12 protein-coding genes are annotated in these 12,497 nt (G+C 62.9%); 11 read left to right on the top strand and 1 reads right to left on the bottom strand.

Annotation, left to right across the window (positions count from 1 at the left end):
- The first annotated feature begins 41 nt into the window (after nucleotides 1–41).
- Complete coding sequence (locus NLI84_RS06800) at nucleotides 42–338, top strand: YciI family protein (protein ID WP_255989136.1); 297 nt, start codon at nucleotides 42–44, stop codon at nucleotides 336–338.
- Between the two features lie 25 nt (nucleotides 339–363).
- A complete protein-coding gene (gene ligA, locus NLI84_RS06795) occupies nucleotides 364–2,769 on the top strand; it encodes an NAD-dependent DNA ligase LigA (RefSeq protein ID WP_255989133.1) in 2,406 nt (801 codons plus the stop codon).
- Between the two features lie 66 nt (nucleotides 2,770–2,835).
- Here ligA and NLI84_RS06790 read toward each other — a convergent pair whose 3' ends face one another.
- Nucleotides 2,836–3,414 carry an acetate uptake transporter gene (locus NLI84_RS06790; protein WP_255989130.1) on the bottom strand — a complete coding sequence of 193 codons (579 nt, stop codon included), beginning with the start codon at nucleotides 3,412–3,414 and terminating at the stop codon, nucleotides 2,836–2,838.
- 331 nt (nucleotides 3,415–3,745) lie between these two features.
- Here NLI84_RS06790 and galU point away from each other — a divergent pair, with 331 nt between their 5' ends.
- The 9 genes from galU to NLI84_RS06745 all read left to right on the top strand — a co-directional run bounded on the left by galU (nucleotide 3,746) and on the right by NLI84_RS06745 (nucleotide 12,411).
- Complete coding sequence (gene galU / locus NLI84_RS06785) at nucleotides 3,746–4,813, top strand: UTP--glucose-1-phosphate uridylyltransferase GalU (RefSeq protein ID WP_255989128.1); 1,068 nt, start codon at nucleotides 3,746–3,748, stop codon at nucleotides 4,811–4,813.
- A 112-nt stretch (nucleotides 4,814–4,925) separates the two neighbouring features.
- Nucleotides 4,926–5,690: an S-methyl-5'-thioinosine phosphorylase gene (locus NLI84_RS06780; protein ID WP_255989126.1), complete on the top strand. Its 765-nt coding sequence runs from the start codon at nucleotides 4,926–4,928 to the stop codon at nucleotides 5,688–5,690.
- A complete protein-coding gene (rfbF, locus tag NLI84_RS06775; RefSeq protein WP_255989124.1) occupies nucleotides 5,687–6,466 on the top strand; it encodes a glucose-1-phosphate cytidylyltransferase in 780 nt (259 codons plus the stop codon). Before NLI84_RS06780 ends, rfbF begins: the two co-directional genes overlap by 4 nt.
- Complete coding sequence (gene rfbG, locus NLI84_RS06770) at nucleotides 6,466–7,539, top strand: CDP-glucose 4,6-dehydratase (protein WP_255989214.1); 1,074 nt, start codon at nucleotides 6,466–6,468, stop codon at nucleotides 7,537–7,539. The genes rfbF and rfbG overlap by 1 nt, the downstream gene beginning before the upstream one ends.
- Nucleotides 7,539–8,090 carry a dTDP-4-dehydrorhamnose 3,5-epimerase family protein gene (locus tag NLI84_RS06765; RefSeq protein WP_255989122.1) on the top strand — a complete coding sequence of 184 codons (552 nt, stop codon included), beginning with the start codon at nucleotides 7,539–7,541 and terminating at the stop codon, nucleotides 8,088–8,090. Before rfbG ends, NLI84_RS06765 begins: the two co-directional genes overlap by 1 nt.
- The gene (locus NLI84_RS06760) at nucleotides 8,087–9,313 is read left to right on the top strand and encodes a class I SAM-dependent methyltransferase (protein ID WP_255989120.1); all 1,227 of its coding nucleotides are present in this window, start codon (nucleotides 8,087–8,089) and stop codon (nucleotides 9,311–9,313) included. Before NLI84_RS06765 ends, NLI84_RS06760 begins: the two co-directional genes overlap by 4 nt.
- Before the next feature lie 80 nt (nucleotides 9,314–9,393).
- The gene (locus NLI84_RS06755) at nucleotides 9,394–10,287 is read left to right on the top strand and encodes an NAD-dependent epimerase/dehydratase family protein (RefSeq protein WP_255989118.1); all 894 of its coding nucleotides are present in this window, start codon (nucleotides 9,394–9,396) and stop codon (nucleotides 10,285–10,287) included.
- A complete protein-coding gene (locus NLI84_RS06750) occupies nucleotides 10,277–11,458 on the top strand; it encodes a class I SAM-dependent methyltransferase (RefSeq protein WP_255989116.1) in 1,182 nt (393 codons plus the stop codon). Before NLI84_RS06755 ends, NLI84_RS06750 begins: the two co-directional genes overlap by 11 nt.
- Before the next feature lie 158 nt (nucleotides 11,459–11,616).
- Nucleotides 11,617–12,411 carry a cephalosporin hydroxylase family protein gene (locus NLI84_RS06745; RefSeq protein WP_255989115.1) on the top strand — a complete coding sequence of 265 codons (795 nt, stop codon included), beginning with the start codon at nucleotides 11,617–11,619 and terminating at the stop codon, nucleotides 12,409–12,411.
- The last annotated feature ends 86 nt before the right edge of the window (nucleotides 12,412–12,497 follow it).

The raw sequence follows: 12,497 nt of genomic DNA, 5'->3' as shown, positions 1-12,497 counted from the left end.
ACGCCGCTGTTCGCAGCGGCGTGTTCGTTTTGAGGAAAGCCATGCGCTATATCGTGCAGTTTCGCGATCGCCCCGATACCGCCGCGCTGCGTCGCGAGCAGATGCAGGCGCATTTCGACTGGCTGCGTCAGCATGCCGAACGCGTGCTGGTGGCGGGCTCGCTGTGGCCGGACGGGCTGGAGCTCGCCCAGGGTGGGCTGTGGATCGTCGAGGCCGGTAGCGAGGCAGAGATTCGCGCGCTGCTGGCGAGCGACCCGTTCTGGCTATGCGGCCTGCGCGCCAGCGTCGAGATCTGGCAGTGGCGCAAGGCTTTTCCCGAGCTCAACGTGCCGGTGTGAACCGGCCCCGATCGAGATTTTCACCATGACTGACGTCACCCAACGCGCAGCCGAGCTGCGCGCCTTGCTCAACCGTTACGCGCACGAATACTACGTGCTCGATACGCCGACCGTGCCCGATGCCGAGTATGACCGGCTGTTTCGCGAGCTCGAAGCGATCGAGCGCGATCATCCCGAGCTGAAAACGCCCGACACCCCCACGCTGCGCGTTGGCGGCGCCATCCTGCCGGCCTTCGCGTCGGTGAGACACGTGGTGCCGATGCTGTCGATCCGCACCGAGACCGACGTCACCGCAGCTGGCGCCTTGGCGTTCGATGCCAGCGTGCGGCGCGAGCTGGGCCTGGCCGAATCCGATCCGCCCGTCGAGTACGCGGCCGAACTCAAATTCGATGGCCTTGCCATTAATCTGCGCTTTGAGGGCGGCGTGCTGGTGCAGGCCGCGACGCGCGGTGATGGCGCGACCGGCGAGGACGTGACGCAGAACATCCGCACCATCCGCCAGATTCCGCTGCGCCTGAGTGGCGAGGCGCCGGCGGTGCTGGAAGTGCGCGGCGAGGTCTATATGCGGCGTGATGATTTCGAGAAGCTCAACGCCCGGCAGCGCGAGCTTGGCGGCAAATTGTTCGTCAACCCGCGCAACACGGCAGCGGGCGCGGTGCGCCAGCTCGATCCCGCACTCGCGGCGCAGCGGCCGCTGTCGTTCTTCGCCTATGGCCTCGGCGAAGTGCAGGGCTGGCCGATGCAACCGACCAGCCATGCCGGCATGCTCGATGCTTTGGCTGGCTTCGGCTTTCCGGTCTGTGCCGATCGCGTGGTGGCGCAGGGCGGGGAGGGGCTGGTCGATTTCCATGCCGCGATCGCCGCCAAGCGCGATGCCTTGCCGTTCGATATCGATGGCGTGGTCTACAAGGTGAACAACCTTGCGCTGCAGCGCGAGCTGGGTTTTCGCACCCGCGAGCCACGCTGGGCGGTGGCGCATAAATACCCGGCGCAGGAAGCGCTGACCGTGGTCGAGTCCATCGGCGTGCAGGTTGGCCGCACGGGGGCACTGACGCCGGTGGCGCGGCTGCAGCCGGTGTTCGTCGGCGGCGTCACTGTGACCAACGCCACGCTGCACAACCAGGACGAGGTCGATCGCAAGGACGTGCGTGTCGGCGACACGGTGATCGTGCGGCGTGCCGGCGACGTGATCCCGGAAGTGGTCGGTGTGGTGCTGGAGCGCCGGCCCATGGTCGACGTGCCAGGTGGAGACCTGTTCAACCCGGCGCAGCAGCCGGCGCACCCGCCGTACCGGCTGCCCAGCGCGTGCCCGGTGTGCGGCTCGCACGTGGTGCGCGAGGAGGGCGAGGCGGTGACGCGCTGCGCGGGCGGGCTGATCTGCTCGGCGCAGCGCAAGGAGGCGATCCGCCACTTCGCCGGCCGCCGCATGATGGATATCGAGGGCCTGGGCGAGCGATACATCGACAACCTGGTCGAGCTTGATTACGTGCATTCAGTGGCCGACCTCTACCGCCTGACGCTGGACGATCTGCTGGAAATGAAACGTCGCGCCGACGAGCGCGACGGCGCGACGCCGGACACGGTGCTGGCCGGCAAGGTCACCACCAAATGGGCCGAAAACATCCTGGCCGGAATCGCGGCGAGCCGGCATCCGCCACTGGCGCGCTTGCTGTTCGCGCTCGGCATCCGTCACGTCGGCGAATCGACCGCCAAGACGCTGGCCGACTGGCTGGGCAGCCTTGCCATCATCCGCCGCGCGCCGGCGCCGTTGCTGCGCGTGCTGCCCGACGTGGGCGCCACCGTGGCCGAGAGCATCGCCGAATTCTTCGCCGAGCCGCAGAACGAGACAGTGATCGATGCGCTGCGGGCCGCCGGGGTGGTGCCGAATGACGAGCACGCGCTCAGCGCCAAGTTGCGCGGTCTGTTGGCGGTGGACGAGTTGCTGGCGGCCTGCGGTATCGCCAGGTTGACGCCGGTTCGCGCCAGGCAGCTGGCCGAGCGGGCCGGTTCGCTCGGCGCCGTGGCTGGTCTCGATGAGGATGGCATCGCTGCACTGGGCCTGCCCGCCGATGTGGCGGCAGCGCTGGCCGACTGGTTGGCGCAGGAAGGGCATCGGCAGTCGCTGGGCGCGCTGGAGGCGTTGCGTGCCGAGTTGCTGGACCGACTGCCACAACTGGCTGATGGGGCGGGGCGTCTCGAAGGTCTCACCCTCGTGCTGACCGGTACGCTGCCGACGCTGTCACGCGACGATGCACAGGCGCTGATCGAGGCTGCGGGCGGCAAGGTGTCGGGCAGCGTGTCCAAGAAGACTCACTACGTGGTAGCGGGCGAAGCGGCCGGTTCCAAGCTCGCCAAGGCGGAAGAGCTCGGCGTGCCGGTGCTGGATGAGGACGGGCTAAGGCAGTTGCTGGCGGGGGATGCAGCAGCGTAGCAAAGCCAACGCCCCGGTTCGAACCGGGGCGTGGCGCTATAGGACGGGGCCGGGCGACCTTGCGGATCAGGCCAGGCGCAGTTCGCCAACGGGCAGCACGGCGCGGCCATAGGTTTCGTTCAGCACCTGCGCCATCGCCCAGTAGATGGCGCTGGCGCCGCAGACGATGCCGACGTAGCCGGCGATTACGCCCAAGAGTTCGCTGCCGGCGAAGTTATGCGCGGCGAGCAGCGCGAACAGCACAGTCAGGCTGCCGAAAACGAATTGCTTGGCACGGCAGTAACGCAGGCTGCCGAAGAACATGAATAGCGTGAACACGCCCCACAGCGCGAGGTACATGCCCATGAAGCCCGGCTCGGTGGGCGCGGTGAGCTTCAGCGCGGGTAGCAGCCACAGCAGCACCAGGGTCAGCCAGAACAGACCGTAGGAGGTGAAGGCGGTGGTGCCGAAGGTGTCGCCACGCTTGAAGCACATGAAGCCGACGAAGATCTGGGCCAGACCGCCGTAGAAGATGCCCATGCTCATGATCATGGCGCTGACCGGGTAGAAGCCGGCGTTGTGGATGTTGAGCAGGATGGTCGTCATCCCGAAACCCATCAGGCCAAGCGGGGCGGGGTTGGCGAACGAGGACTGCGAAGCGGACATGGTGATTCCTGGAGGTTGGCATGCAGGCCGCCAAAAGGCGAAGGCAGCATGCTACGTCCGCAATCGCCCAGGACCATCATCCCAACGCCTTGATTTAACAATGATTTGATTTTTCTCAAGTTTTTCATGTTCCGGGTGCCAGGCCCGGCGGCCTGCGCCGGGCGATGAGGGCTGGGCAGCAGGGGCGCGGGCCGCGGCTGCCAATACGGTTGCAACACTTTTCAATCACACTGCGCGGTGCTGGATTTATTAGTGTTGTTTAATTTATTGAACGCTAGTCGGCATTGAACGGTGGTTGACGTGAATGTTCAACTAAATGAACATTGGCGTTATGCGTAAACTCAACGCCATCCAGTTGTTCGGCACGCAAACCCGCCTCGCAGCAGCCCTGGGATTAGGGCGCTCGGCGGTATCGCAGTGGCCGGACGAGCTGCCGCAGCGCCACGCCGATCAGGTGCGTGGTGCCGCGCTGCGCCTGGGTTTGCTGAACGTGTCCGATTCGAAAGGGGAATTCGCAATGCAAAAAGTTCGCAAGGCAGTCTTTCCGGTGGCCGGCATGGGCACCCGCTTTTTGCCCGCCACCAAGGCCAGTCCTAAGGAAATGATGCCGGTGGTCGACAAGCCACTGATCCAGTACGCGGTGGAAGAGGCGCTGGAGGCTGGTATCACCGAGATGGTCTTCATCACCGGCCGCAACAAGCGCAGCATCGAGGATCACTTCGACAAGGCGTACGAGCTGGAAAGCGAGCTCGCCGCCAAGCAAAAGCAGAAGCTGCTCGACATCCTGCAGTCGATCATCCCGAAGTCGGTGAGCTGCATCTACATCCGCCAGCCCGAAGCGCTGGGCCTGGGTCATGCCGTGCTGTGCGCCGAGCCGGTGGTGGGCGACGAGCCGTTCGCCGTCATCCTCGCCGACGATCTGATCGATGGCAACGGGACCTCCGAGATGAAGCGCATGGTCGAATTGTTCGGCGATACGCATTGCTCGGTGCTGGGCGTGGAAGAGGTGCCCAAAGCGGACACCAGCTCCTATGGCATCGTGCAGGTGGAGCCCAGTAGCGGCCAGCGGCTCAAGATCACCAATATCGTCGAGAAACCCAAGCCCGAGGAAGCTCCGTCCAACCTCGCCGTGGTCGGCCGCTACATCCTCACCCCGCGCGTGTTCCATCACCTGCAGAACGTGCAGCCTGGCAAGGGTGGCGAAATCCAGCTCACCGACGGCATTTTTGCGCTGATGCAGGAGCAGTACATCCTGGCGCACACGCTCAAGGGCACCCGCTACGACTGCGGTTCCAAGCTCGGTTACCTGAAAGCCACACTGGCCTATGGCCTCAAGCACGACGAGGTCGGCGGCGAATTCGCGAGCTATCTCAAGGAGTTCTGCGCCAAGGTGGTGTAACGCCTGATCGGGCAAGCACATCCTAAAGGGGCGATGCACTGGCATCGCCCCTTTTTCATGCCTTATATTCAGGTTACAAGCGCCCCAGCGCCCACTCAGGCAGGAGATCGACATGCTCGCCATCATCGGCGGAACCGGGGCAACCCAGTTGGGCTATTTTGTCCGTCATCACCGTCGCGTTGCGCGTACCCCCTATGGGGAAACCTCCGGCGCGCTGACCTTCGGTGAAATCGACGGCCAGCAGGTGGTATTCATCGCGCGGCATGGCTTCGGCCACACCATTCCACCGCATTTGATCAACTACCGCGCCAATATCTGGGCGCTGGCCGACATCAAGGTACGCCGCATCGTGGCCTTGGCCTCCGTCGGTGGCATCAGACCCGATCTGGCACCGGGAACGCTGATCGTTCCCGACCAGATCATCGATTACACCTGGGGCCGGCCACATACCTTCGTCACCGAGGGTGACAAGCCCTTCGTCCACACCGATTTCACCCGGCCTTACGATGAAAGGCTGCGCCAGCAGCTGCTCGCTGCCGCGCACGATGCGGGCGAGCCGATATTCGATGGCGGCGTCTACGCCTGCACCCAGGGGCCGCGCCTTGAAACGGCCGCTGAAATCCGCCGTATCGCCGGCGATGGCGGCGACATGGTGGGCATGACAGCGATGCCCGAGGCCATCCTCGCCCGCGAGGCGGGCCTGGCGTATGCCACACTGGCCTTTACGACGAACTGGGCTGCCGGCGAGGGCGGCAATACAGAGCGCGTGGCGCTCAATACCGCCAGCGAGCAGAGCAATGAGGCGCTGGAGCGCATCCTGCGCATCCTGCGTCAACTGGTCGATACCAGTAAAAAAGCCGCCGTGGAGCAAGCATGAAAGTCGTGATTCTGGCCGGGGGCCTGGGTACCCGCCTGGGCGAGGAAACCGATGTCCGCCCCAAGCCCATGGTCGAGGTCGGCGGCCGGCCCATCCTGTGGCACATCATGAAGATCTACTCGCAGTACGGCTTCAACGAATTCGTGATTCTGCTGGGTTACAAGGGCAACCTGATCAAGGAATTCTTCGCCAACTACTTCCTGTACCAGGGCGACGTCACCATCGATCTGACCGATAACCATATCGAGGTACACCGCAACCTGTCCGAGCCGTGGAAGGTCACCTTGCTGGAAACCGGGCGCGATACCCAGACCGGTGGCCGTATCCTGCGCGCCAGGGATTACCTCGGCGATGAGGATTTCATGCTCACCTACGGCGATGGCGTCTCCGACGTTGACATCCGCGCGCTGCTCGCCCAGCACGAGGCCAACCCGCAGGCGCTGATCACGATGACCACGGTGCAGCCCGAGGCGCGTTTTGGCCTGGTCGACGATGACGAAGGCGGCTACATCCGCGAGTTTCGCGAGAAGCCGGTGGACGAAGTGGGCTGGATCAACGGTGGCTTCATGATCTGCCGCCCGGGCGTATTCGGCTACATCGCCGAGGGCGACGCGTCCATTTTCGAGCGCTCGCCGCTCGAGCACATGGCGGCCGACGGCAAGCTGATGGCGTATCGCCATGCCGGCTTCTGGAAGTGCATGGATACGCTGCGCGACAAGATCCAGCTCAACCAGCTGTGGGATCGCGGCACCGCCCCGTGGAAGCAGTGGCCCTGATGTTCGGCGACAGCTATCGCAACCGGAACGTCTTTCTGACCGGACACACCGGCTTCAAGGGATCGTGGCTGGCCTTGTGGCTGCAGCGACTGGGCGCGCGGGTAGAGGGCTATGCCTTGCCGCCAGCCGAGGGCGAGCGCTCGCATTGGCAACAACTGCAGCTACCGGTAGCGCACTGCCTCGCCGACATCCGCGATGCCGCCCGGTTGCGCGCCGAACTGGAACGCGCGGCACCCGAGATCGTCTTCCACCTGGCCGCGCAGTCGCTGGTGTTGGAAAGCTACGCCGATCCGCTGACGACCTGGCATACCAATGTGCTGGGCACCGCCAACCTGCTCGAAGCCTGCCGCCACGTGCCCTCGGTGCGCGCCGTGGTCGTGGTCACCACCGACAAGTGCTACCAGAATCGCGAGTGGTGCTGGGGCTACCGTGAGACCGATACACTGGGTGGGCACGATCCGTACAGCGCATCCAAGGCCGCAACCGAGCTCGTCGCCGCCTCGTATCGCGCGAGCTTTGCCGAGCGTAGCGGCGCCGCTGCGCTGCTGATTGCCACTGCGCGGGCCGGCAATGTGATCGGCGGTGGCGACTGGGCCAAGGACAGGCTGATCCCCGATGTGGCACGCGCCGTGGCGCGCGGCGAGACGGTCGAGATCCGTAATCCGCAAGCGATTCGGCCCTGGCAGCATGTGCTCGAGCCGCTGGCGGCATATCTGTTGATCGGTCAGCAACTGCTGGCTGGCAACGCAGCGGCGGCATCGGCCTGGAACGTGGGCCCGGACGAGCGCGATACCGCATCGGTCGCCGAGGTGCTCGACGGTTTGCGCGCGCATTGGCCCGAAGTGGCATGGCGCCAGGTCGGGGCGCACGCGCATGAAACGCGTGCCCTGCGGCTCGATGCGTCGCGCCTGCGCACGGAGTTGGGCTGGCAGCCGGTATGGCCGCTGGTGCGCGCGCTGCAGGAAACAGCGGCCTGGTATCGCCATGGCGACGACGGCTACAAGCAGACGGCGCCGCAACTGGAAAGCTATCTTGCCGATGCCCGCACCGCGGGCCTGGCCTGGGCTGCCTGATGCAGGTGCGACCAATCGATATCGCCGGTGCCGCCTTGCTCGAGACCGAGCGCCGCGGCGACGCGCGCGGCAGCTTTGCGCGCTGGTTCTGCGATCGCGAGCTCGGCAAGGTACTCGCCGGGTCGGCCATCCACCAGATCAATCATTCGTTCAGCGCACGCGCCGGCACGGTGCGCGGCCTGCATTTCCAGCAGGCGCCGCACGCCGAAAAGAAGATCGTCCGCTGTCTCGCCGGCAAGGTGTACGACGTGCTGCTCGATCTGCGCCAAGGCTCGCCCACCTTTTTGCAATGGCGCGGCGTAGAGCTGTCGGCCGAGAACGACCTCGCGCTGCTGATCCCCGAGGGGTGTGCCCACGGTTTTCAGACGCTGAGCGACGATGTCGAACTGCTTTACCTGCATACCGCGCACTACACGCCCCAGGCCGAGGCCGGCGTGGCCCATGACGATCCGCGAATTTTGCTGGCGTGGCCGCTGGCCGTGACCGAAGTGTCCGAGCGCGACCGCAGCCACCCCCGCCTTGCCGACGACTTTGCTGGAATCACCCTATGAAGTGCCGCCACTGCGAACAAGCGCTTGCGCTCGATTTCGTCGACCTGGGCTTCGCACCCCCGTCCAATGCCTACCTCGTGCCCGAGGATCTGTCGCGCCCCGAACTGCACTACCCGCTGCGGGTCAAGGTCTGCGAGGGGTGCTGGTTGGTGCAGACGGAGGATTTTGCCGAGCGCGACGCGCTGTTCAGCGCGGATTACGCGTATTTCTCATCGGTTTCCAAGAGCTGGGTGGCGCATGCGCGCGACTACGTGGCGGCCATGGTCGAGCGACTGGCGCTCGACGCCGGCTCGCTGGTAATGGAAGTCGCCGCCAACGACGGCTACTTGCTGCAATTCGTCGCCGAGCGTGGCATACCCTGCGTGGGCATCGAGCCCACGCACAGCACGGCCAGCGCGGCGCGCGCGCGCGGACTCGCGATCGAAGAGGTGTTCTTTGGCCGCGAGTCCGCGGCTGAACTGGCGAGCCGCCACGGTAAGGCCGATCTGATCGTCGGCAACAACGTGCTGGCGCATGTGCCGGATATCAACGATTTCGTCGCGGGCCTGGCGTGTGCGCTCAAGCCGGGCGGCACGGTGACGCTGGAATTTCCGCACTTGGCGCGGCTGATCGCGCAGACGCAATTTGACACCATCTACCATGAGCATTTTTCCTACCTGTCGCTGCTTGCCGTGCAGCGGGTACTGGCCGATGCCGGGTTGCGTGTCTACGACGTCGAACAGCTTGCCACGCATGGTGGCAGCCTGCGCGTATACGCCTGCCACGCGGCGGCCGCGCTCGCCACCGCGCCGGCGGTGGCGGAACTGATCTCCGCTGAGCACGCAGCGGGGCTGGCCGATCCGGCCACGTACCGGCGCTTTCAGGCGCAGGCCGATGCGGTCCGTTTCGGCCTGCTCGAATTCCTGCTGGCGCAGCGCCGGGCGGGGCGCAAGGTGCTGGGCTATGGCGCTGCGGCCAAGGGCAATACCTTGCTCAACTACGCCGGCATCGATGCCGCGCTGCTTGCGCTGGTCGCCGATGCGGCGCCTTCCAAGCAAGGCAAGCTATTGCCGGGCAGCCATATCCCCATCGTCACGCCGCAGCAGTTGCTGGCGGAAAAGCCGGACTATGTATTGATCCTGCCATGGAATCTCCAACAGGAAGTCATGGCCCAGCTCTCAGAAATCCAGAGCTGGGGTGGACAATTTGTCGTTGCAGTTCCGCAAATTGAAATTCTGGGTTAGCGGTTCTTGATTCGGCCTGCATCGCCACTTGAATTTAACAGTGCATTGCAGCGCAGTATTCGCGCGAAAAGGGAATGCAGATGAAGGTGCTGCTCACGGGAGCGACCGGTTTCTTGGGACGCTATGTGTTGCGATCCTTGAGGGAGAGCAACATCGAGACGGTCGTGATCGGGCGGCGGCAGCCAAGCGATATGGCATCGGGCGACTTTATCGAGCTGGATCTCTTGGACGCAAAGGACGGCCTGGATGTGGTGAAGGCCACTTCGGCGACCCATCTGGTGCATCTGGCGTGGTATACGGAACATGGAAAATTCTGGACTTCCCCCCAGAATCTGCGCTGGGTGGAAGCCACCATGAATCTGGTCGAGGCGTTCTATGACGGTGGCGGACGTCATGCGCTCTTGATCGGCTCTTGCGCGGAATATGACTGGTCAGAAGGGTATTGCAAGGAGGATCGCTCCTTGCTGGAGCCGGCCACCCTATACGGTATCAGCAAGGACGCCACTAGGCGCCTGGCCATGCTCGCGGCACGGCAGCGGCAATTGCCATGTGCATGGGCCCGGGTCTTCAATCCCTACGGGATGGGCGACGCGCGTCAACGACTCATTCCCTTACTGATCGACGTATTTAATGGCAAACGACCTCCTTTGGGGGTGAATGCGAAAATCTATCGCGATTTCATACACGCATCCGACGTGGCGGAAGGCTTGCTGACGTTATTGCGTGCTCACGCCAGCGGTTCATACAATGTCTGTTCCGGCGAGCCGGTCGCAATTGGCGATATTGTGCAGAAACTGGCAAAAGCGATGGATGCGGATCCGGAAATGGTTCTGGCATTGAATGCACCCAATCCCGACTCGGATCCCATTGTCTTTGGGGACAATCACAAATTGAGAGCGCTGGGCTGGGTGCCGCGACTGACGCTCTCGCAAGGGCTGGAACAAATCTTATGCGATATTCGCCATGAACATTGAACTGTGCCCGGTTTGCGGATGCGAGCGCTGCACGACCTTCCTGGCCAGGCATCAAGTGCCGGTGCATCAGAATCTGGTGCTGACGAGCCAGTCGGATGCAAGCGCCGCAACCCGTGGAGACTTGATACTGGCGGTCTGCGAGGCGTGCGGTTTTGTTTTCAATCGCGCATTCGATATGACTTTGCTCAGTTATGGCGATGGCTACGACAATACCCAGTCGCACTCGCACTATTTTGATTCCTATCTGAACGATTTGGTCAAAGACTTGGTTGAAGCCAAGGGGGTTAGAAATGTCAGGGTTGTCGAGGTGGGCTGCGGGAAAGGGCATTTTTTAAGGAAGCTGGTTGAATTCCCAGAATCGGGCAATGTCGGATTTGGCTTTGATCCAAGTTATATCGGGCCCGATGTCGCGCTCGATGGCAAGTTGCAGTTTCAACGCAAGTACTACGACGCATCGTGCACCGACGTGGGGGCGGATGTCGTTGTCTGTCGGCACGTGATTGAGCATGTTTCCGCTCCCTTGGATTTATTGCAGGCCGTCCGCGCCGCCTTGCAGGATGCGCCGGGCGCGCGCGTTTTCTTCGAGACGCCTTGCGTGGAGTGGATCCTGGAAAACCAGGTGTTCTGGGATTTTTTCTATGAGCATTGCTCGCTGTTTTCGGCCGATACGCTGACTCTGGCATTCGAGCGTGCGGGCTTCAGGGTTGACCGCGTTGCGCATATTTTTGGCGGGCAATATCTATGGCTGGAAGCGAGCGTCGCGACGCCCGATGGCCGTGAGCGGCGCTCGCCCGCGTCCCAAATGAGTCTTGCTGCGCTGGCGTGTGGGGTGGCGGAGGCGAGATTGCGGGAAAGCTGGGTTTCCCGTTTGGCCCAGCTCGGGCAAGGGGGACGAGTTGCCTTGTGGGGCGCTGGCGCAAAAGGTGCGACATTTGCTAACCTGGTCGACGCGGATCGCCAGCTGATTGATTGCGTGGTGGATGTGAATCCCGCCAAACAAGGCGGATATATCCCGGGTACTGGGCATGCCATCGTAGGACCGGCCGAACTGAAGGCGCGGGGCGTGAATGTCGCCATTTTGATGAACCCCAATTACCGGCTGGAGAATTTGGCATTGCTGAAGGATTTCGGGCTTGATTCAATGGTGTTGATCGGCGTCGATGATGCGTAACAGCCTGATGTCGAGCAAGTGTTGGGGGTGGTCGTAAAGCAGCATGGATGGGGGCTGGGTGACCAGAGTCGGTCCGGGTTTGTCAAGGTCACACCTTTCCATTCGTTAATGCTTGTGCGCTGAATCTATCTTTTAACGCGGAATGCCGCGACGCGGTTATGGAGAACAAAGCAATGTCCGAGCATGATGAATTTGTCGAAGCGTGTAGACGCGATATTGCTGCGCAAGGACAGGATCCGGCCATGAAACAGCTGGGTCTGGATTTCTTCGTGCGTACGGCAAAGTACAAGTATTCGTACAACTTCAGCGCCTTGGGTCGACCCATCATCCAGCTGCCGCAGGATATGGTGGCGATGCAGGAATTGATCTGGTCGATCAAGCCCGATCTGATCATCGAAACGGGTGTTGCGCGTGGCGGCTCGCTGATATTGAGTGCTTCAGCGCTGGCGTTGATCGACTATTGCGAGGCGGTGGAAGGGGCGGAAACGCTCGATCCGCTGGCAAGCCGTCGGCGCGTGATAGGCATCGATATCGATATCCGCAGCCACAACCGCCAAGCAATCGAAAGTCATCCCTTGGCACACAAGATCACCTTGATCGAGGGCTCGTCCATCGACGAAGGCACCGTGGCCCAGGTGCGGGCGCTGGCTCAGGGGTATCAGTGCGTACTGGTGTGCTTGGATTCCAATCATACGCATGCTCACGTTCTGGCTGAGCTGGATTGCTACGCACCGCTGGTGAGCCCGGGCAGTTACTGCGTGGTGTTTGACACCATCGTGGAGGACATGCCGGCCGATTCCTTTCCGGATCGCCCGTGGGGTGTCGGGGACAATCCGAAAACGGCGGTGCATGCCTGGTTGCGTGATCATCCCGAGTTCAGCATTGATCACACCATCGACGATAAACTGTTGCTGACCGTAGCGCCGAATGGTTATCTGCGTCGCAACGCTTGACGCAGGCGGGCTGAGGGCCTGGCGTCTCTGCCGACGCGATCGCATGATCTGATTCCAACCAAGCGCAACGCTGTATGGCGCAATCA

Source organism: Chitinolyticbacter albus (genome assembly GCF_024437655.1).
Classification (GTDB): Bacteria; Pseudomonadota; Gammaproteobacteria; order Burkholderiales; family Chitinibacteraceae; genus Chitinolyticbacter; species Chitinolyticbacter albus.
The sequence above is the reverse complement of the archived record's forward strand: the minus strand, read 5'-3'. Positions and strand labels throughout refer to the sequence as shown.